This window comes from Fictibacillus sp. EA-CB0309 (assembly GCF_055814265.1).
The window spans coordinates 3,567,256-3,587,409 of record NZ_CP169271.1 but is presented as its reverse complement, the minus strand read 5'-3'; the positions used below and the strand labels follow the sequence as shown (position 1 = coordinate 3,587,409).

General features: G+C 38.6%; 17 protein-coding genes, 6 pseudogenes and 1 riboswitch. Of the genes and pseudogenes, 8 read left to right on the top strand and 15 right to left on the bottom strand.

The window, feature by feature from the left end; all coding sequences use genetic code 11:
• Positions 1-11 precede the first annotated feature (11 nt).
• The 5 genes and pseudogenes from ribD to ACEWFH_RS20085 all read right to left on the bottom strand — a co-directional run bounded on the left by ribD (position 12) and on the right by ACEWFH_RS20085 (position 4,059).
• On the bottom strand, positions 12-1,100 hold the full coding sequence (ribD, locus tag ACEWFH_RS20105) for a bifunctional diaminohydroxyphosphoribosylaminopyrimidine deaminase/5-amino-6-(5-phosphoribosylamino)uracil reductase RibD (protein ID WP_473725424.1): 1,089 nt from the start codon (positions 1,098-1,100) through the stop codon (positions 12-14).
• Positions 1,093-1,847: pseudogene (locus ACEWFH_RS20100) on the bottom strand (GTP cyclohydrolase II). Before ACEWFH_RS20100 ends, ribD begins: the two are co-directional and overlap by 8 nt.
• Positions 1,848-2,003: 156 nt before the next feature.
• Entirely contained in the window at positions 2,004-2,246 is a 243-nt protein-coding gene (locus tag ACEWFH_RS20095) for a hypothetical protein (RefSeq protein ID WP_473725423.1), read from the bottom strand.
• Positions 2,218-2,658 (bottom strand): hypothetical protein, encoded by a 441-nt coding sequence (locus ACEWFH_RS20090; RefSeq protein ID WP_473725422.1) that lies wholly within the window; start codon positions 2,656-2,658, stop codon positions 2,218-2,220. The genes ACEWFH_RS20095 and ACEWFH_RS20090 overlap by 29 nt, the downstream gene beginning before the upstream one ends.
• 38 nt (positions 2,659-2,696) lie before the next feature.
• Positions 2,697-4,059 (bottom strand): annotated as a pseudogene (locus ACEWFH_RS20085) (arsenic transporter).
• Positions 4,060-4,295: 236 nt separating this feature from the next.
• Between ACEWFH_RS20085 and ACEWFH_RS20080 the strand changes: the two are divergent.
• The 3 genes from ACEWFH_RS20080 to ACEWFH_RS20070 all read left to right on the top strand — a co-directional run bounded on the left by ACEWFH_RS20080 (position 4,296) and on the right by ACEWFH_RS20070 (position 6,444).
• Positions 4,296-5,363, top strand: coding sequence for a LysM peptidoglycan-binding domain-containing protein (locus tag ACEWFH_RS20080; protein ID WP_473725421.1), 1,068 nt, complete (start codon positions 4,296-4,298; stop codon positions 5,361-5,363).
• The gene (locus tag ACEWFH_RS20075; RefSeq protein ID WP_473725420.1) at positions 5,357-5,542 is read left to right on the top strand and encodes a hypothetical protein; all 186 of its coding nucleotides are present in this window, start codon (positions 5,357-5,359) and stop codon (positions 5,540-5,542) included. The genes ACEWFH_RS20080 and ACEWFH_RS20075 overlap by 7 nt, the downstream gene beginning before the upstream one ends.
• Positions 5,543-5,922: 380 nt before the next feature.
• Positions 5,923-6,444 (top strand): DinB family protein, encoded by a 522-nt coding sequence (locus ACEWFH_RS20070; RefSeq protein ID WP_473725419.1) that lies wholly within the window; start codon positions 5,923-5,925, stop codon positions 6,442-6,444.
• A gap of 321 nt (positions 6,445-6,765) precedes the next feature.
• Here the strand turns inward: ACEWFH_RS20070 and ACEWFH_RS20065 are convergent.
• Together ACEWFH_RS20065 and ACEWFH_RS20060 are read right to left on the bottom strand one after the other, a co-directional pair.
• Positions 6,766-8,120 (bottom strand): annotated as a pseudogene (locus ACEWFH_RS20065) (flavin monoamine oxidase family protein).
• 220 nt (positions 8,121-8,340) lie between these two features.
• Positions 8,341-8,703, bottom strand: coding sequence for a winged helix-turn-helix transcriptional regulator (locus ACEWFH_RS20060; RefSeq protein ID WP_289496982.1), 363 nt, complete (start codon positions 8,701-8,703; stop codon positions 8,341-8,343).
• Between the two features lie 154 nt (positions 8,704-8,857).
• Here ACEWFH_RS20060 and ACEWFH_RS20055 point away from each other — a divergent pair, with 154 nt between their 5' ends.
• Complete coding sequence (locus tag ACEWFH_RS20055) at positions 8,858-10,066, top strand: MFS transporter (RefSeq protein ID WP_473725418.1); 1,209 nt, start codon at positions 8,858-8,860, stop codon at positions 10,064-10,066.
• Between the two features lie 74 nt (positions 10,067-10,140).
• On the opposite strand, the gene ACEWFH_RS20050 is transcribed toward ACEWFH_RS20055, so the two are convergent.
• From ACEWFH_RS20050 to ACEWFH_RS20025, 6 genes and pseudogenes are all read right to left on the bottom strand, one after another.
• The gene (locus ACEWFH_RS20050) at positions 10,141-10,452 is read right to left on the bottom strand and encodes a hypothetical protein (protein WP_473727374.1); all 312 of its coding nucleotides are present in this window, start codon (positions 10,450-10,452) and stop codon (positions 10,141-10,143) included.
• A 14-nt stretch (positions 10,453-10,466) separates the two neighbouring features.
• Positions 10,467-11,240, bottom strand: a complete 774-nt coding sequence (locus ACEWFH_RS20045) for a GerAB/ArcD/ProY family transporter (RefSeq protein ID WP_473725417.1) — start codon at positions 11,238-11,240, stop codon at positions 10,467-10,469.
• A gap of 15 nt (positions 11,241-11,255) precedes the next feature.
• A complete protein-coding gene (locus ACEWFH_RS20040; RefSeq protein WP_473725416.1) occupies positions 11,256-11,486 on the bottom strand; it encodes a hypothetical protein in 231 nt (76 codons plus the stop codon).
• A gap of 82 nt (positions 11,487-11,568) precedes the next feature.
• Positions 11,569-12,630 (bottom strand): Ger(x)C family spore germination protein, encoded by a 1,062-nt coding sequence (locus ACEWFH_RS20035; RefSeq protein WP_473727373.1) that lies wholly within the window; start codon positions 12,628-12,630, stop codon positions 11,569-11,571.
• Between the two features lie 94 nt (positions 12,631-12,724).
• Positions 12,725-13,150: a spore germination protein gene (locus ACEWFH_RS20030; RefSeq protein WP_473727372.1), complete on the bottom strand. Its 426-nt coding sequence runs from the start codon at positions 13,148-13,150 to the stop codon at positions 12,725-12,727.
• Positions 13,116-14,140 (bottom strand): annotated as a pseudogene (locus ACEWFH_RS20025) (spore germination protein). The gene ACEWFH_RS20030 and the pseudogene ACEWFH_RS20025 overlap by 35 nt, the downstream one beginning before the upstream one ends.
• A gap of 140 nt (positions 14,141-14,280) precedes the next feature.
• Positions 14,281-14,383: riboswitch (guanidine-I (ykkC/yxkD leader) on the top strand.
• Between the two features lie 51 nt (positions 14,384-14,434).
• Here ACEWFH_RS20025 and sugE point away from each other — a divergent pair.
• The gene (gene sugE, locus ACEWFH_RS20020; RefSeq protein ID WP_473725415.1) at positions 14,435-14,779 is read left to right on the top strand and encodes a quaternary ammonium compound efflux SMR transporter SugE; all 345 of its coding nucleotides are present in this window, start codon (positions 14,435-14,437) and stop codon (positions 14,777-14,779) included.
• Between the two features lie 441 nt (positions 14,780-15,220).
• Here sugE and ACEWFH_RS20015 read toward each other — a convergent pair whose 3' ends face one another.
• Together ACEWFH_RS20015 and ACEWFH_RS20010 are read right to left on the bottom strand one after the other, a co-directional pair.
• Positions 15,221-16,006, bottom strand: coding sequence for a polymer-forming cytoskeletal protein (locus ACEWFH_RS20015; RefSeq protein ID WP_473725414.1), 786 nt, complete (start codon positions 16,004-16,006; stop codon positions 15,221-15,223).
• 20 nt (positions 16,007-16,026) lie between these two features.
• Positions 16,027-16,826 (bottom strand): annotated as a pseudogene (locus ACEWFH_RS20010) (YhbD family protein).
• On the opposite strand from ACEWFH_RS20010, the gene ACEWFH_RS20005 reads away from it, so the two are divergent.
• The 3 genes and pseudogenes from ACEWFH_RS20005 to ACEWFH_RS19995 all read left to right on the top strand — a co-directional run bounded on the left by ACEWFH_RS20005 (position 16,770) and on the right by ACEWFH_RS19995 (position 20,137).
• Positions 16,770-17,498 (top strand): YwaF family protein, encoded by a 729-nt coding sequence (locus ACEWFH_RS20005; RefSeq protein ID WP_473725413.1) that lies wholly within the window; start codon positions 16,770-16,772, stop codon positions 17,496-17,498. The pseudogene ACEWFH_RS20010 and the gene ACEWFH_RS20005 sit on opposite strands and share 57 nt — an antisense overlap.
• 90 nt (positions 17,499-17,588) lie before the next feature.
• Positions 17,589-18,659, top strand: a complete 1,071-nt coding sequence (locus ACEWFH_RS20000; RefSeq protein ID WP_473725412.1) for a hypothetical protein — start codon at positions 17,589-17,591, stop codon at positions 18,657-18,659.
• A 172-nt stretch (positions 18,660-18,831) separates the two neighbouring features.
• Positions 18,832-20,137, top strand: a pseudogene (locus tag ACEWFH_RS19995) (TrkH family potassium uptake protein).
• Positions 20,138-20,154: the final 17 nt, after the last annotated feature.

The window sequence follows — 20,154 nt, the reverse complement described above, 5'->3', positions numbered from 1 at the left end:
TTTATTACCTCTTATTCGTATTTAGGATAACTAGTGAACTTAAAGTCTGGTCCTATTTGTGTAACCGTCATATTCTGCAGCTGAATGGCATCCGCCATCTTTTCAATTCCTGTACCACCGAAAAAGGAAGGGGAACTTTGTCCGCCTATTAATTTAGGTGCGATGTAAAAAACGGCTTTATCAACGAGTTTGTTTTCTAAAAAAGCAGCATTGATGGTTCCGCCGCCTTCAATTAGGAGTGAGGAAATCAGATTGTTTCCTAAAGTTTTTAATACTTGCAATGGTTTTACCCTAGACTCTCCAGCAATATATACCTTCACACCATGTGCTTCAAGCTGCGATTTCTTTTGGGTATCGTAATTTTCTGAAGTGAAAACCCATGTTTCTGCTTGACGATCTGTTACAACTTTTGAATTCATAGGAATTTTAAGCGTTGAGTCCATGATCACGCGGATAGGGTTGCGTCCGTTAGGAATTCTAGTAGTAAGCTCAGGATCATCATGAATCACGGTGTTTACTCCAACAAGTATAGCCTGATTTTCGTTTCTAAGTCTGTGTACATCCAGGCGAGCTTCAGGAGACGTAATCCATTTGCTGTTATTCGTATGGCTCGCAATTTTCCCATCGAGTGTAATTCCTGACTTTAGCGTAACAAAAGGAATTTTCTCAACGATAAACTTGTTGAACACTTCGTTCATTCTTTCTGATTCCTCTTGAAGAACGCCAGTCTCCACTTCAATTCCGGCATCTTTTAAAATCTGAACTCCTCTGCCTGAAACGAGAGGGTTAGGATCGAGTGCAGCAATGACCACTTTTTTGATTCCTGCTTCAACGATTGCTACAGCACAAGGGCCAGTTCTGCCATGATGAGAGCAGGGCTCTAGTGTAACATAGATTGTTCCGCCTTTCGCTTTCTCGCCAGCCATTCGAATGGCATGAATTTCAGCGTGAGGTTCACCCGCTTTAAGGTGCGTACCGACGCCAACGATTTCATTATGATTAACAATAACAGACCCAACTAACGGGTTAGGGTCTGTTTGGCCTTTCATCGCCTGAGCATTGCTTAGAGCAAGCTGCATATAAAATTCATGACTACTCATTCGTGAATACTCCTTCGTCTAGGTGACCAGATCGGTTAATCTTCGTTTGTAAGTATTTCTCGTTGTATTCAGAAACATCACCCCAGATTGGAGCTCTTGAAGTAACAGAAAGTCCAGCATGGTGGAGCGCTTCTAGTTTTTTGGATTGTTCGTAATCAGTGTAACAGGCTTTGTACGTAAGGCTTTTAGTACTTCAATAGCATCTTCATAGTTACGGGAATCGTCTACAAATCCAAGACTTTCATTGGCTTCCACTGTGTCTTGTCCACTTTCCTGCAGAAGATAAGCCATTGCCTTACTAAATAGACCGATACCGCGGCCTTCATGGTTTGCTAAATAAAAGAGAGCTCCCGTTCCGTGTTCTACGATCATTTTCATGGACTGTTTTAGCTGATAGCCACAGTCACAGCGCTTACTTCCAAAAATATCTCCAGTGTGGCAGATAGAGTGCATGCGAATAAGCGCTTCATCGTTGTATTCGAAGTCGCCGTAAACCAATACACTGGATTGCTGATATTCAGCCAAATTTGCTGAAGAGAGCTTGTCGATCACTTCTTCAAAGTTATCAGTGTGTTCGCAGCCTTCGAGCCAGCAGTACCAGTTGAACACAACGGTTTCTCCATATAAATTAACAGGCAGTCGGATCGGTCCAACTAAATAGATTGCGCCTTCATCTTTTTTAATAAGTTGTATTTTATCTTCAAGTATGGAAAGAACTTTTTCCTTTACGTCTTTGCTTTGTATCATAATAAATACCCCTTTGTAGATCATACGTATTTTTTAGGTAATTTCAGTGAATACGTATATTTTATACTAGATAATTCATTTGAAAGAAGTGTTTTGCTCTCATTGGAAAAAAAGCATTGAAACCATATTGATCATGGTTCAAGACTCTAGTTTTTGTTATGCCATATATACAGATTTTGCGTGAGCTAACTTGAAGTAAACTTTTTCTCCATTTGTATTAATCAGTTCAACGAAGTTTCCCTTCAGGCTATTAAGGATGCCTATTTTATCAGGATCTTCTCCCATATCAAACACGACTAGTTTGCCTTCCCACTTTTTTAATTGCTCTTCAAATGAGCGGCTAGATGGCTGTTTTAGGGGGAGGGGTTGTTCAGTGAATAGGGGAGTTGTCCTGGTCATACACCGTTAACCATTTTAGATGAGATAAAGGGATATAGATCTGTTTATAAACAGGTGAGTAGAAAACAAAATAATCACTTAGAACATTTACGATTGTTCCGTGAAGCGGATTTTTTCCTACCACCCTCACTTGAGTATACAGCCCAATAGCGTTTCGCAGCATATTGCGATATGAAATAGCCGTATGATTTTCGCTAGCGAAAGGTGAATCAGGAACAAGGGTCTTGTCCTCCATTGCTGGCTCATCGTAAAGTGTGATTTTCTGTACGTGCATTAAAGGGATGTATACGTATTTTTGTTCCTTATATATAACAAAGATATCGTTTCCAAAATCGCAAAGTTGTCCTTCTAAAAGATGACCGGCTACTTTTAATTTTACAGTTTTATTTAATAAGTGTTTAAAGTCATTCAAAATAATCTTCTCCTATTTTATTTTGTGGAATGATAAGATCATCCATTGAGAATAAAAATCATATAGATCCAGAAATACAGCAAAAATAGAGTTACGACCAATGTCAGGGGAATCGTGATTAACGATAACTTCAAATAATCTTTCCATTTCACTTTCACTTTGTTCTGTTTTAAAATGTGCATCCAAATTAAAGAGGCTAATGTTCCAATTGGAAGCAATAATGAACCGATGTCACTCCCGATGATACTCGCTAAATACATAGTTTTTAATGTGAATGGGTCCAAATTCATCTCAGTTAGAGCAATCGTTCCAATTAATAGTGCCGGGTGGTTGTTGAAAAGGTTTGAAAGGACAGAAACTAATCCACCCATTAATAAAGTAGCTTCAAATAAGCCTTTTTGAACAATTGGTTCGCAAATCTCAATGAGTAGTTGAGTTAATCCTGAGTTATGAAGTCCGTATATGAGTACATACATCGAAAAGGCAAAAAGCAAGATGTGCCATGGTGTTTTTCTTAAAATATCAAATGGCGTCGTTCTCAAGTAATACCATCTCCATACTAAAAGCACTACGGAACCGAAAACCGCAACGATCTCAATTGGAATGGATAAGAACGAAGCAATAAAAATGGAACAGCGAATTAGGAAAACGAAGAAAAGAATGCGTAACATAAATTTTGTTCGTTGCCGTTTTGTTTCAACAGATACCGTTCCGCTTAGCGGATGAAATTTTTTGTGAAAAACGATTGTTCAATATCATAGCTTAAAGGAGGAGTCTTTCAGGAAGCTTCTTCTTTACTAGCACAAACATGAGGCAAGACATAAAAATCAATCCAAGCATGGCGGGAACAAACATCATTGCTGTATGCATATAGAGTGTCATGTTTACTATTTTTAATGCGATTAGATTTACGATGTTACTGACTCCGATAGGTGTACTAGAAGCAGTTGCGATCAAAGCACCCGTTAATAGATATGGAATCTGTTGGTGTGGTTTCAGCCTGAAGTTTTTGAGAAGCAAGATGAGGATCGGGGTTGTAATTAAAATACTTCCATCGTTATTAAATAATAGAGTCATTAGAAAACATAGCAATTGGATGTACCAATATAAACGATATCCAGAACCTTTCGCTAAACTTGCAAGTCTTGATGCGCACCAATGAAAAAATCCGAAGCTTTCCAGGATAACCGCCATGACAATCGTTGAAATGATCGTTATGGAAGCTCCACCAATTTTATGAATGATATCAAGTACATTTTCTTGAGTGACGATGCCTGCAAGCAGGATAATGCCGGCTCCAATTGTGGCTGGCCAGACCTCGTTTATGCCTTTTGGTCTCCAAAATATAACTAACATAGTCATTAGGAAGACGAAAACGGAAATTATGATGTGAAGATTCATTGACGTTCTTCGTCCCTTTCTTTTTTAAATATAGTAGTGTACTTGTCCTACATACTATGAAAATCCCCTGTAAACGACTGTATGTTAGACTAGCAAATTGAAAAAGACACGTTTGACTATTAAATTTTAATAGATGCATGACTAGAAGATTGATTTCCACTAAGTACCTGTTCAGTTCGCTGCTTACAGCATGTACCCTAGAAACGTAGATAAAAAGGGTAAACTGGAGGGGAACCGTGTTAAAATTTGCTTTAATCATTGCAGCACTACTTGCAAGTGTCTGTTATTCTAAACAGGCATACGGAGCTGAGCCACTATCAGTTGGCACGGTTTCGGCGTCGAGAGCTGCTGTTTTTCCAACATCAGACTTAAATTTACCGGCTGTAACAACATTGATGAGAGGAGAAGAGTACCCCATATTGAAAAAGAAAGCTGCGGGAGATGGCATCATTCGTCATACCGTTGAAACAGGGGATACACTTTATCTAGTAGCTCGGCTCTATGGGGTAACCGTGAATGAAATAAAAAGAACGAATGAGATATTTGGATCACGGCTATTTGTAGGTCAACGTCTAATCATACCTCAGGATTCAGTGAATCACCGGATAAAGAAGACGGATTCACTGTGGAAAATCGCAAGAACGTATAACATTTCTATAGATCGTCTTATAAAAAATAACGGGATAGATGCTGTTGTCCTTCAACCAGGTACTGACTTGAGGGTTCCTGAAGGGTACTATCAGCTGCAGCTATTAGGCGGGAAAAATGGCTGGGTTCAGCAATCAGCTGTGAAAGAGAGTAAGCTAAATCGTTTCAATCTTGGCTGGAAGTATAATGGAACACGGGATTCGTTTCAAAAACAACTCCATATCGACGGGTTAGATGTGGTATCACCAAGATGGTACACACTGAGTTATGAAAAATTGATTAGCTTAAATGAGAATACCGATTATGCAGTTGCTGCTGCGAAAGCAGGCAAACAAGTATGGCCACTCTTTGGCAACAAGTTTGATCCTGAGCTTACCGATTTTATTCTATCGGACGCAGAAAACCGACAGAAGGTTATTAATAGCTTAACAAATTCCTTAGTAAAAACAAAAAGTCAGGGAATCAATGTCGATTTTGAAAACATCGATCCTAAGAATAAGCAAGATTACGTCATTTTTATTCAAGAACTAAAAAAGGAACTAAGTCCATTTGAAATTGAGATCTCAGTAGATGTTAGCAGGGAAAATGATGATCCTTTCTGGTCAGGAGTCTCGATCGAGAGGGTCTTGGAAAAGCAGCGGACTATATCGTGTTGATGGGTTATGACGAACATTGGGGAAGTTCTCCAAAAGCAGGATCGGTTGCATCACTTCCATGGACAGAAGAAGGGGTTAAGTTGTTATTGAACGAAGTGCCTGCACATAAAATTCTTCTTGGAGTTCCTTTTACACGAGAGAATGGATCACTGACAGAGGTGGAAAAGTCAGAAGTGTAGACAGAACGATTATAGAAACAGAGAAGCTGATCCAAGAAAAAGGGTTAACGAAAAAGTGGGATCCCAACACTTCGCAAAACTATGTGGAGTTTATAGAAAATGGTGAGAAACATCAGATTTGGGTTGAAGACGAGGGTTCAATGAAGCTTCGTTATGACCTTGTGAAGAAGTATAATTTACGGGGAACCGCAGCTTGGTATGTTGGCGGAGGTCCAGAGGAAATTTGGAAAACGTTGAAATAGATGGGTACACAAAAGAGCTAGCCTTATTGGCTGGCTCTTTTTATATAACATGGATTATCTTGCGTTTTCATAGTAATAGTAGAAAAATACAATTATGAGTATTGATACTTTAAGAAATGGTGAGAGGATGGAGTAGATATGGAGAACACGCCAGCTCGTTATGAGTACGCGGATTATTACAAAACGTACGTGAGCTTAGTGCCAGAAGGGGATATTGTTCAAATCCTGACTGATCAAATGAGAGAAACAGTTGGAATGATGAGCATGTTGAGTGAAGAAAAAAGCGAGTATCGATATGCACCAGGAAAGTGGAGTATAAAAGAGGTAATAGGTCACGTGGTTGACACTGAAAGAATCATGGGCTACAGACTGCTGTCCATTGCGCGCGGAGAAAAAGTTTCACTGCCAGGGTATGATGAAAATGCCTATGTGGAGGAAGCGGGTTTTGATAACAGTTCGATGAGAGATTTGTTAGAACACTTCGTTTCCGTTCGCCAAGCAACGATTCAGCTGATCAAAAGCTTGAGTAAAGAAGCGTTAGCGAGAAAAGGGACAGCAAATGGTCATGAAGTTTCGGCTCGTGCTCTTATGATGATTATTGCAGGACATGAACTGCACCATCGAAATATCATTTTAGAGCGATATCTTGCTAAAAATTAAACAAGTGTTTAAGAAAGAGCCGACTCAATGGGATACCGGCTCTTTTTTTCGTCTTAAATCTTTTTGAAAGCTTGTGCTGTATCTTTAAGGAAGACATAAGAGTTGAGCGTCTGTTTCAGGTGAACTCTCAAATCGAAACAGTTTTTTATTCACGGTAAACTCAATTAAATTCACGGTAATTTCAAAAATATTCACGTATAGCAACAATAATTTCACGGATAAAATTATTTATACGATTTTCGACAAGGTTTGACAAGTTGATATGATTTCAACTCCGTATTTAAAACAAACAGCTCCCACAACAAGCCATCACAACACGTTTCAAGATCCGTTTATTTCCATAGCTGCTCGGATACCTGACTCCACAGCCCCTTCAACCCAGCCGTGCTTAAGAGTCGTGTGTTCACCGGCAAAGTGCAGTCTTCCTTCGGGCGCTTTAATCGGTTCGTACAATTCTGCTTCTTGGTAAGGTTTAAACATTGTAAAACACCCGCCAGCATTTGGATCGGTAGCCCAGTTGTGACTAAAGCCTGTAACAAAATAATGATAAACCTGTTCACCGTGAAATTGTGCGAGATATTTCAGGGTTTCTTTGATCTTTATCTCGTTGGATGCACTTCTCCAGGGAACCGTATCATCTTCCCATGTATAACTTCCTATTACCACTCCCGAGGATATATCTTGTCTGCTTCGGCTTGGATAATGGGTGAAGCGTGTTGCTAAATCTGTAACTGTTTTACCGCCTGTAAGTCCGTTTTTTTCCCAAAATCGATGCTTAAACTCAATCCCAATCTTAATAGAAGAGACGTAATGGAGTTCTCGTATGGCTTTTCTTTTGTAATAAGAAATAGAATCAAATGGTTCGAATTGAACAAAGTTCAGAACAGAAAAGGGAAGGGTTAGTATTACTCTATCTGCTTCAAATGAAAATCGATGCAGAGTTTGAGGACTTTCTGTGTACAGTTTCACCTTCGTCTGGTCCTGCACAATTTTCGTTACTTTTTGACCAAAGTATATTTGGTGCCGTAAGTCCCTCAGAAAGGCTCTAGGCAAAAGATCGTATCCGCCCGTAATTTCGAAATATTTAATTTGGGGTTTGAAGATGATCAGTATGTCACGTAACACTTCTAAAAAAGAGAGTTCAGGAAGACCTTCTAGCGATAACAGAACTTTAATGCTCTCAATAGCTCCGGATGATAAAGATCTTCCAAACGGATTATTACGCAAATAGTTATCTAATGAGTACTGCTGAAAATTGTTAATGACAATGGGCCAGTTTTTCTCTGGATCTTTTTCAAGAAAATCGGCAAGGGGCTGAACCGCAAATTGAATAAGCTGTTCTGCGGTTTTGCCTTTTTCACTTTCCATAACTGGGAAACCGAGAATGTCAGGGTTTTTCTCGTATATGCTATTGGTTGTACGAATGCCGTTTACAAAAAGAAGATCATGGGGATTGCTGTTAACAAATTCATTTGTAGCCAGTTTATATTTATTGATGTATGCCAAAACGAGTTTGTGCATTTCAGGAATACGCATAGCACCTGCTTCAAAATAATTTCCGTGCGTAAAGGGGCTCTTACGGTATAAATGCGACCTCCAACTCGATGCGTAGATTCTAGCAGTTTAACGTCGTGGCCTGCATTTTTTAAAAGGGAAGCTGCCACAAGCCCAGCCATACCTGCTCCTACGATAATAATCTTTTGAGGAGAGCGGGTCTTCGGCAAACCGTTCTTAATAGCATTCAGCATTTCATCATCGGACAAACGGTTCATGTTCATGCTGGGTCCCCCTGTGTTAACGTTCATATATTCTAATAATGTATTAACATTTATTAAAGAATATTATTTTGCTGATAAAACTAAAAAAGACAGCCGTTGTGGCTGTCCTTTTCAATACCTATACCTGTTCTAGTTCTTCCGTCTGAACCAGAACTTCTTCTTTATTTGGGTAGGTTTTCTCAATATGCTGCTCGCCCCAAGCACAAAGTGAGTCTAAAATCCCTTTTAGTGACCAGCCATAATCGGTTAAAGAGTATTCAACACGAGGAGGCACTTGGTTATACACCTCGCGAAGGATCACGCCGTCTTCTTCCAGTTCACGAAGCTGCTGTGTGAGCATTTTTTGCGTTATTCCGGGCATTAATCTCTTCAGTTCACCGGTTCTTCGCTTGTCTTTTATAAGGTGGCATAAAATGACCACTTTCCACTTTCCGCCGATCACTTCAAGTGCGGCTTCCACAGGTATGTTGTATTTTTTCATGCATCAAACACCTCCAGCATTCAATTGTTACTTAAAAGTACCTACATTACTTAAAAGTGCGTACTTACTTTAAGTTTGTGTATGTTTCATAATAACATCGAGTCATCCAAATGACTAGTGCATGACTTACTTAAATCAATGGAGGGATTTATAGATGAATTCAACAGCAGTTAAAGTGGAGACCGCTCCGAAATCAAAAGGTGGTTTTCCCGCACTATTAGCATTAGCGATCTCGGCTTTTGGCATTGGAACAACAGAATTTGTACCCGTTGGACTTTTATCATCATTAGCATCTGATTTAAATATATCCATTACGTTAGCTGGTTTACTCATTTCTGGGTATGCCATGGGGGTTGCGTTTGGAGCCCCGGTTCTTACAGCGTTAACGAATAAAATGAACAGAAAGACATTGTTACTTCTGTTAATGGTGATTTTTATAGCTGGAAACAGTGTTGCAGCTCTTTCCACAAGTTTTACTCTGTTACTGATTGCACGATTCATTACAGCATTCTCACATGGGGTCTTCTTTTCAATTGGAGCTACTATTGCAGCTGATCTCGTGCCTGAGCATAAACGTGCAAGTGCGATCGCCTTTATGTTTACCGGCCTAACGGTTGCAACTGTAACAGGTGTACCTCTAGGGACATTTATCGGACAAACTTTTGGCTGGAGAGCTACGTTCTGGGCAGTTGCTTTATTAGGTGTCATTGCAATCATCGCAAGTGCCATCTTAGTACCAAAGAATTTGAAAGAAGCACCGCCTTCAAGTCTTAAAGATCAAATGAAAATTATTAAAAACGGCCGCTTATTATTGGCCTTTGCGATCACAGCCCTAGGATATGGAGGGACGTTTGTTGCCTTTACGTATCTTGCTCCTATTTTAGAAGAAGTAACAGGATACGCGCCTAAAGCAGTTAGCTGGATTCTCTTAGGATACGGAATTGCTGTTGCAATCGGTAATACGGTTGGAGGAAAAGCCGCAGATAAAAATCCGATTAAAGCATTGTTCTGGATGTTCGTTGTTCAAGCCATCATTCTCGTTATATTAACGTTTACAGCACCATTTAAAGTAGCAGGTACGATTACCATTTTCTTATTAGGATTATTAGCGTTTATGAATGTTCCTGGTCTACAAGTTTATGTTGTGAAACTAGCGGAAAGATATGTACCGTCTGCCGTAAATGTTGCATCAGCCATCAATATCGCTGCATTTAACCTTGGTATCGCGATCGGTGCATTTGTTGGAGGTATCATTGTTGATTCTATAGGAATCATCCATACACCATGGATCGGTGGAGTTATGGTATTCGGCGCAGTGCTTTTAACAGCATGGAGTGCTTCACTTGAAAGAAAAACAGTATAAAGGAAAAAAGAAGGCAGCCCACTCTAAGGTTGCCTTCTTTTTACTTTGATCACAATTGTAAGATCGAGTCAATCTTAGGCAGTTTGTTTATTTTTCTTGTTTTTAAATTTAGCCACAATAACTACTACTAAAAGAGGTAGAAGTCCAAAGAAAAAAGTTACAGCTGATTGCATGACGGACCCGGATTCACCAAGTTCGATTTCGTTTTTATACATCGTAAGAGAAAGAAACAGAACGATCGTTGCAATGATATAAATAAAATGAGAAGCTTTCACTTTTAACAGAGTTGAAACCGCTTGATCTAGGATAAACAGCAATAACGCAATTTTCATGTAAGATCCCAGGATTAATGCTATTCCAAAGATCGCTTCAACACGTTCGACAATCTCTCCTATACTGATTAACTGGGCGAGTACATGCAGCGGAAATTTTTTAGGAAAACTAATGGGCCTAATCCCATGATTGAACAGAGTATCGTTAGTGCAAGAACAATGCCATTGATAAATAATCCTAGATACAGCCATTTATTGATGGTTTGTCCTTCTTTAGGCTTTACAAAATAAAGGACCATAGCAAAAAAGAGGATATCCATATATGGAAATCCGAACCCTACATAGACTCCATGTAAGATCGGTTTAAAACCCATCGGTGCAAGGGGAAGTAAATTGCTTACTTCGTATACGTTATAAGGCAGGAACAGCATGAGTACGACGATAAAGATTAAAACATACATCAGCAGGTGAAACATACGAGCCATCAATTCTATTCCTGCTTTCGCAGTTAACCCTGCAGTTATTAATATTAGACAATGAAAGATGAAAAGTGGGGTTTCTCTCATCATAGAAGTAGTAAAATATTGGCCCATCCCGTATACGATGTTTGAAGTAATATACAAAATCACAAGGATAAGAGGGATGATGATGATATAGGTCAATCCGCTTCCTAATGTGATGCGAACTTGATTGACATAACATTCATCTGGAAACTGATTGTGCAGCGTGAGTACGAGAAATAAGATAAGGAACCCAACTATGTTTGCAAGAAGCATGGAGATCCATGCACCATTTTGGGCAGCAGCTAATAAAGGCGCCTGAATATTAATTAAGGCAGACCCTGTTATATACACTTGAAATAAGACAGCCATTTGCCAATAACTGATTTTGCCTGCTTGCATAGTAGATACTCCTTGTTATTTTACTTGCAGCCATGAGATAACGGCTTCAGCAGCTGGTCCGAGAATGAAGTAAAATATTTCGTCTAAGTTTGGCAGATTCATCCCTGAAACATATGAATACAATAAATAAACAGCAGGTATTGAAATAAACAAATAAATTTTTTGGGATTTCTTATCTTGTTTTACAGTTTGGTAATCCAAATAAATCAGTACGACCAAGATAAAAATAATGAGTTTTTCTGTCAATGTGATCCCTCATCAATCTAATTCTTTTTGTGAAAAGCTCTCCCTATATCAGTGCCTGTGTTATTAACATTCACAGTCGTATCTACATGAAAAACCGCATTTTTATAATAAGGTATTTTTTCTTTTTTATCTTTGCCCATTCCTGAGGGTTTGATCTGTAGATATAGTTACCCAAACCGATGATATCTAGGTTTTTCTTTTGAGAATGTTTTAGTAAGGCAGTAAGGTTAGAATTAATTTGTTTTTCAATCTTTTCGTTAAGCTTTTCTACTTGAGACCCTTTTTTGATCGTTGTACATTCTAATTCCCCCATACTTGCTTGTAGTTTTGGCTTAATGTAGTAATGAATTGCATCTTTTTTTATTGAAATGGATGTTTTGGTATGCGATTCAGTCACTTCGAACGTTTCTCGCAGTTTTTTTCCTTTACAAGGAACCTCAATAATTCCAAATTGAAATTCATTAGTGGCTAACATTAGTGATTTCGTATCTTTGTTCGATAAAATGTTTTTTAATTTTCCTTTTTGAAAGATAGAAAGGCCATCTACAAAAATACTGTTCTCTTTCGCTTTTTGTTTTTTCAAAAAGGGTGCATATGCTGTATCTACTTCGCTATGAAGCTGTTTTCCAATGGTATATAAGTTAGCCGGATACGTTTTTGAGCTAAACTTGCTTCCCGTTTTGGTAGCTTCATTCAATTGCTCACTCACTGTATTTTCAACATGTGGTTTTTCTTTTAAATAGTCAGCTGCAACACCTTCTGTTACAGCAATCCCTGTTAAGAGCCTTGGTTCATGATCACGATAAAAGAAATCTAGAGCTGAGCCAAGATTATGATTTTTTGCAACCTCTTCACTGATAACAATAAATCGAACATGTCCCCAGTTTGCTTTTCTACCAACATGAATGGTCACATCCCGAATGGCGTCAAAGACAGATTTTGCTTCAGTCTCAATATTGAAAAAAGATTCACCACCGCTACCGGCTGAGGCGATTTTTGGTGCAGGTTTATAAAATTGTGTTGTAAGTTTTATCTTACCGTTCTTATGTTGATCAATCGCCAATGATTGAACAAAAACATATTCAGTTAATTCAGCGTGATCCCAGCAGCCTGATAAAAAAAGAGGGAAGAGGCAACGATGTATTTAATTAACTTCTTCAAGTTCATCCCGCCTTTTCTAAGTTCGTGCATTAGATTCCTTTTCCAGTGCTTCGAGGACGAAGCAACTTTTTCAATGACTAACGAATGAAACCATCTTTTAATAATGATGTGCTGTTCAGTGTGAATGTACCTAGGTATGGTTCATTAAGCACTTTTAATTTGGACAGATGCAGGAATATGAGTATAAATCCAAGGAAAAGGCCAAATCCTCCCATAACAGCTGCAAGAAACATTAAAGGTATCCGCAATAATCTTGCTGCAAATCCAAAATCGTAATAAGGTATGGAAAAAGAAGCGATTCCCGTAAGTCCAATCACAACAATCATGATGGGAGAAGCGAGCCCTGCATTAATGGATGCTTCACCTATAATTAAGGCTCCAACAATACTGACGGTTGATCCAATCGGTTTTGGTAGTCTTACTCCAGCTTCTTGTAAAAGTTCGAAAAAAACAGCATAATTAAAGCTTCTATAATCGCAGGAAAGGGATTCCTTCCCTCGTATCTAATAACGCTATGAGAAGCACTGTTGGTATAAGCTCTGAGTGGAACGTCGTCAATGCGATATAGATGCTCGGTAAAGCCAAACTTAAAATAAATCCAACAAGCCTTACCATCCTAATAATCGAAGAGAAAATCGACCGTTGATAATAGTCTGAAGCAGATTGGAAGAATTCATTAAACAATCCCGGACAAATCACAATGGTGCCTGTCCCTTCCATCAAGATGATGATTTTGCCTTCTAATAGAGAGGCGGCAGCAACGTCCGGTCTTTCTGTAAATCGATATTGAGGAAATGGGGTAATGGTTGACTCTTCTATTAGTTCAGCGATATAGGAAGTTTCAAGAATTTCCTCTTTATTTATTTTGTTAATTCTCGACTCAAATTCCTCTAGCATTTCTTTTTTTACGGTTCCGTTTAGATAGCCGTAAACAAACTTTGTATTCGATTTACTTTCTGTTTGTTTAAAAATGAATTTCAGGTCTGGTGATTTCAGTCTAGAGCGAATTAAACCAAGGTTTTTTTGGAGGTTTTCAATGGTTCCTTCTCTTGGTCCAACGACAACTACCTCGTTTTGAGGTTCTGCAACACTTCTTTTTCCACAGAAGAAGCATCGATGCTTATCGCGTGATCCCACTTATCAAAGAGTAAAACGATATGGCCATTCACAATATTGGCATTTAATTCATTGTAGTTTTTCACGAGTATTACAGGTCTTGATGAAACCCCTTTATTCTCAAAAAAGTTTTTGATTTGTTGAATCGAAACGGAAAGCGAAAGAGCAGCCTCAAAGTCTGGCAAGTCTTTAATCATTTGATGAAGCAGGTTTGATTTTTCTTCTTGAACAAGAGAATCGCAGTGTACAACCAAAGCTTCCTGTTTGTAGCTCTCACCGAACTGAAAATGCCTGATTTTGATATCATCACAGTTTTTGTAAAGATTCCGTATGTATTCATCATTTGCTTGTAGATCATTGTAGATGGGAACATCCACTTTTGTTGTATCCACGACTGTCTTCACCTGCCTTTATTTCTTAATGTTTGATAAAGAAGGAGGATCTATACATTATTTACCATGCGGATACTGTTAGAGTTGTTTCTTGACACCATATAAACTTTTTTCGATAATATAGACAGATAGCTTTCTAGGGTTCCGTAGTGTGTTTCACTAGTCTGGTCCGAGAGAAAGCGCACGGTGGATACACCGTGTACACGGAGGGATAAAAGCCTGGGAGGATATAGATACTATATCTTCCCGGGCTTTATTTATTTTAGGAGGTTATTTAAAATGGCATGGGTCTATTTATTTATTGCAGGCATTTTTGAGATCGTGTGGGCAATCGGTCTAAAATATACGAATGGTTTTACAAAGCTATGGCCATCTGTAGTAACGGTTATCGGAATGATCGTAAGCTTTTATTATTTGTCACAAGCTACAAAAGTGCTCCCTATCGGAACGGCGTATACCATCTGGACGGGAATTGGTGCTGCGGGTGCAGTTATTTTGGGGATTATCCTTTTTGGTGAGCCGAAAACATTGCTTCGATTTGTGTTTTTAGCTTTTGTAATCACAGGGATTATTGGATTGAAGGTAACGGCAGGAGTCAGTAAGTTGAAAATGAATTCAAAGTGAATTAGAAAATGAGAAAGCTGCCTTAAACAGGTGTTTAACAAGACCTTTGATGGGCAGCTTTTGTGTGGTTTGAGGAGTAAGTTTTTTATAGGCTGTTTTCTAAAGGATTGTTGCTTCTTAAATCTTTTTTAATGTCTTCTTTGAACAGTTGATTGGAGTGAAAGGTGCGTGCCTACCACTTGAGAAACTTCTCGCAAGGCATGCGACGAGGAAGCTTACTTTAGTAGCAATAACTTGTAGACGCAGGAGCAAGAATACTTCACTGAAGCGGTCAGGTGAGACACTTAAGAGTGAAACGTATGAATGTGGCTCACCGCCTGCCCCGCGGAAAGCGAGCATCCTGAAACGGAAATCAACTACTTTCAAAAGCAACAAAGAATACGAAAACAGCCTTTTTATAAAAGCAGGGAATACGAGCGCCAGCAATTCCTCTATCTGAAATTAAATCTTCTCCTGTGAACCGACTTTTGCACTTTCATCGACTTCTAGACTCGTTTTGTATTCGATTCTTTGAATCACACACCCTGGACCAATTTCAATGGTGTTTCCACGCACAACTTCAGCCTGCGTGTATTCCAGGTAAAGGTGATCACCTTCAATGACCTCTGCTGTAAGTTGATCTGTATGGTTACTCATAAAGAATTTGAACAGTTTTTTAAATCCTGAAGAATCTCTCGTCTTTTTCACTGAAATATTTTCGCCGCCAATTTCTTTTGCTTCACAATGGCGAAGAAGTTCCACGTCAATTGTACCAGCATTTAATAGACCATCAATCTTAAAGTTGCCGCGCGCTTCAAAGGATTCGGCTTCGCAATCACCTTTAATCTTCACTTGTCCTTTCAAATCAACTTCTTCACTCGATACATTTCCTTGAACAGAAGCTGAACCTCGTATGATGAGTTCTTTTCCTTTCAAGTCTCCTTTAACAGAAGTGGAGCCCTGCACCTTTAGTTCCTGGCAAAAAAGGTTTCCGTCAATGTCGGTACTGCCGTTGATCGTCATCTCTTTCGCTTCCACATCACCTTCAAAATGAGTAGAGCCGTTGATTTTTGCAGTTCCTGTAGTAATGTTTCCTTCAATATGAGAACTGCCATTACATTTGAATTCTTCACATGTTAAATCACCATTAATATGAGCTGAGCCGTTCACTTTTACTTGATTATACTCGCCGCCAGAAGAAGTTCCTGATCCAGAAATACTAATGTTTTTAGTCGCTGTTTTCTCCATTTTTAATTCCTCCTCCACGTTTAGGACAGTTTTAATTTAAGTTCTTCTGTGAATTGATTGAGTTTATAATGAGCGATTATTTTTGCTTGAGACTCTACGAACAGCTTAGCGGGTTCAGGTGTAAGGATAAAAAAAGACACACCCATCTTGCGAATAAAGATCAATTCGCTTTCATTGCTCTTCAGATTTTTTGAATGTTCATCAAGCACTTTTAACAAATCCATACCTTCAGAACGATTGACTTCACCGGTTTGAAGCAATGTGTCTAGTACATATAGGGTTAATAATTGGTTAAAGGTAAAAGAAGTGGTGGTTCCATGGTGATTGATGTACATTTCTAACGATGTATTTGAAACAATGTTACGTTTGGTGAGTTCTTCTGCTGATAATGAAGTTAAGGTAGGAGAGGGAGAGAACATATCAGCCAGTTCATCGAGCGATAAATCATCTTTTAATGATTTAATTTTTTCAATTCGCAATAACATATCATCTTTCGGAAAAAAGTTTCTTGACCAGTAAACGTAGATTTTCGAATGAACCAATTTTCAGGAATCAAGTTCTTTCTTTTCCAACGGTACAGTTGACCGTAAGAGATATTGGCTGCTTCGAGCAGATCTTTTTTGAGATTAGATTTTCCATGATTAACCTCCTTGACACTAATGTAACATAACACTGTTACGTTGTGCAAATAAAAATAACATCTTTCAAAGGAAAAGTCTGTTGCAATTTTGAATAACAATAAGAATAAGATGGAGGGGGATAAATGGAGGGTTGGTTTGGTCCGGGTACATCTGGATTTAGGATGTTTGGCTTTGAGCATGTACTGATACTTTTATTAATAATCATGGTGAGCGTAACCATGTACGTCCTTCGTTCTCGTTTAAGCGGAAAGCGTGCCGTTAAGAAGGTTCTGATCCTTGGCCTGTTATTCTCTGAAATCTCGTATCACTTATGGGCGGTCTCTAACGATATGTGGACCGTAAAAGTCTTTCTGCCGCTGCAGCTTTGCAGTTTAAATATTTTACTAAGTATAGTTTTATTGTTAACCGATAATCGAAAGCTGTTTGCGTTTGTTTATCTTTTTGGTTTAACTGGCGCTATTCAAGGGTTACTGACACCAGAGTTATACCAGGAACCTTGGCATTTTCGATTTATTCAATATTTTATTGCACATGCATTCATTGTTTGGACCGCGTTATATTACGGTATCGTAAAATCCTTTAAAATAAGCTGGGTTCAGTTTTTCATGTCCTTTCTTTGGCTGAATGTATACGCCCTCGGAGTATACGTGTTAAATGCCGCGATAGACGCAAACTATATGTTTTTGATGGAGAAACCAGCCAATGCTTCTTTAATGGATTATTTAGGACCACACCCGTGGTATATTCTTGCTCTCGAACTAGTTGCTATGAGTCTCTGTCTGCTTGTTTTTATTCCTGTAAAAGAAAAGTCTCGTGTAATCAGAAAAGACCACCCGCTCTTTAAAGCGTAGTGGTCTTGTTTTATGAATGTTTTGTGACGTAATTTGGAATTAAAAGAATTTATTGGTATTTATTGTATACTAAAGGTGAGGAGGGATTTTATGAATGATACGCTAATCAGACCTATAAGATGGGTGCCTTTTCTTATACTTAGTTTCTTAGTAATTGGTAGCAATGTAATTTTGTACCAGACTCCATACTTCCAACCTGTTCCGGATAGCGTAGTAATTGGATCCATGTTTGACTTTCTTCTCGTTATCCCGCTGCTCACCTATTATTTTATCATCCGCAAAAGATATTCTTGGAAACTGACATTGCTTGTAGCGCTTGTAAGTTATGGTTTCGCTTCGTACATCATCCCTGATGTCTTGTTAGATAACGTTTCTGTAGTGCCAAAAGCGCTTCTGTTATTAGAAGCGGGTTTTATCTCGATTGAGCTTTATATTTTGATCTTGGTGTGCAAAAAGTTTCCAAAAGTTAAAAAGACATATATTGAATTGCCTGCTGAAATGCCTTTTTTAATCAAGATAAGACAGGCGGTTAGCGTTCACTTTGCACAAAGCCGGTTGATTAATTCGGTAGTGAGTGAAGTAACGATGCTTTATTATGCGCTGTTTTCCTGGCGAAAAGCACCTATGACTTCAGACCACACCTTTACTTACCATAAGAATACAAGCTATGTTGCTCTTCAGCTGATGCTTATTCATGCTCTCATTATAGAATCAGTTGGTCTTCATTACTTCTTCAGTCAGATAAATCATACCGTTTCACTCATTTTACTTTTCATTAACATCTATTCCATTCTGTTTCTTTTCGGGCAGATGCAAGCTGTTAAGAAAGTGCCCCTTATCGTTTCAGATCAATTGCTGATTATGAATGTAGGGTTCATGAAAGGAATAGAGTTGCCCTTTAGCGCAATACAGGAAATGAAAACATATGAAGGACCAGATGAGATTCCTGCATCTGAAAGGAAATATACTTTTGAAGCAAGAGTAAGTGATTTTATTCCAGAACGGCCAGCGATCGAGCTCCTATTAAAAGAACCCATCCAATCAGATATCATTTATGGATTTAAGAAGAATGTTACAAGAGTGGTAATTAAAGTCGATAACTCTGTTGAATTGATGAGACTAATTGAAAAAAGAATAATTTCTGAAAATGAGCTGAATTGAAAGTTCTGCAGTCTTTTTTTAACAAATGTTCGATTTCACCTTGTTAAATGGAAATGCTATTGTTAAGATTTCAGAAGGTTACAGAAAAATCCCCTCGACAGGTGAAAAAATATATGTTTAAAAATACAGCAACAACCCAACAAAAAAGACTTTTTTAACTTCTGTTCAGCTAATCGTTATCTTTTATTTATTGTCTGTTTTAGTAGCGACCGTTTTACTAAGTTTGCCGGTTGGACATAACGAGGGAGTAGAACTAAAGTTTATTGATGCTTTATTTACTGCAGTTAGTGCTGTAAGTGTAACGGGTCTAACCTCTGTTAATATTTCTGAAACGTTCAATTATGTAGGAGTCATTCTTCTAGCCCTAATATGCCAAATAGGCGGGATCGGCGTCATGACGCTAGGAACAGCAGTATGGCTATTGATTGGTAAACGAATTGGAATGAGAGAACGTCAATTGATTATGACAGATCAAAACCAATCCACACTTGCAGGACTCGTTCAACTGATGAAGCAGATTTTAACACTCATAATAGGGATTGAGATCGTAGGAACGGTATTGTTCTTTATCTTGTTTCAGCCCTATTACGATACAGAAGTAGAAGTGCTATATCACGCATTCTTTGCATCTGTTACGGCAACGACGAATGCTGGATTCGATATAACGGGAAGCTCGTTGATACCGTTCCGCCACGATTATCTTGTTCAAATCGTTACGATGTGCTTAATTACGTCAGGAGCCATTGGGTTTCCTGTATTAGTTGAAATTAATAACTTTATAAAAGAGCGTAAGTATCTGGAGCGATATACATTTACCCTTTTTACAAAGGTAACGACAACAACATTTGCGTTATTGGTTGTAACGGGTGCAATTGGTATATATGTCCTGGAAATGAATGCTTTTTTGAGGATAAGTCTTGGCATGAAACGTTCTTCTACTCCATGTTTCAGTCTGTTACGACTAGAAGCGGGGGATTATCGACGATGGATATCTCTGAACTTTCCGTTCCAACAATGCTTTATTTATCGGTAATGATGTTTATCGGTGCATCACCGAGCTCGGTTGGTGGTGGTATCCGAACAACGACATTTGCTGTAGCACTGTTGGCGATTCTCTTTTATGCCAAAGGTAGAAATACGATTAAGATCTTTAAGCGTGAAATTTATCCTGAAGATATACAGAAGTCGTTTATTGTTATTATTGTGGCGATGGTGCTTTGTACGACGTCTACGATAATCCTAGCGATTACAGATCCTATGCCGATTGAGTATCTTTTTTTGAAGTGTGCTCAGCATTCGGAACAACAGGACTTTCTACAGGGATTACGGGTGAATTGAGCTCGACCGGAAAAATTATCCTCATGCTGCTGATGTTTATTGGAAGAATCGGCGTACTGTCATTCCTCTTTATCATCAGAGGTAAAGTAGTGACAGAACACATTCATTATCCGAAAGAAAAATTAATTATTGGTCAATAAAAGCGATCATGTTTGAA

Coding starts and splice junctions, on each gene's coding strand:
- ACEWFH_RS20070 (WP_473725419.1), top strand. CDS start 5,923: ATGGAGAACACGCCAGCTCGTTATGAGTACGCGGATTATTACAAAACG.
- ACEWFH_RS20060 (WP_289496982.1), bottom strand. CDS start 8,703: ATGAAAAAATACAACATACCTGTGGAAGCCGCACTTGAAGTGATCGGC.
- ACEWFH_RS20005 (WP_473725413.1), top strand. CDS start 16,770: ATGGAGGGTTGGTTTGGTCCGGGTACATCTGGATTTAGGATGTTTGGC.
- ACEWFH_RS20045 (WP_473725417.1), bottom strand. CDS start 11,240: ATGCAAGCAGGCAAAATCAGTTATTGGCAAATGGCTGTCTTATTTCAA.
- ACEWFH_RS20015 (WP_473725414.1), bottom strand. CDS start 16,006: ATGGAGAAAACAGCGACTAAAAACATTAGTATTTCTGGATCAGGAACT.
- ACEWFH_RS20095 (WP_473725423.1), bottom strand. CDS start 2,246: ATGACCAGGACAACTCCCCTATTCACTGAACAACCCCTCCCCCTAAAA.
- ACEWFH_RS20055 (WP_473725418.1), top strand. CDS start 8,858: ATGAATTCAACAGCAGTTAAAGTGGAGACCGCTCCGAAATCAAAAGGT.
- ribD (WP_473725424.1), bottom strand. CDS start 1,100: ATGAGTAGTCATGAATTTTATATGCAGCTTGCTCTAAGCAATGCTCAG.
- sugE (WP_473725415.1), top strand. CDS start 14,435: ATGGCATGGGTCTATTTATTTATTGCAGGCATTTTTGAGATCGTGTGG.
- ACEWFH_RS20000 (WP_473725412.1), top strand. CDS start 17,589: ATGAATGATACGCTAATCAGACCTATAAGATGGGTGCCTTTTCTTATA.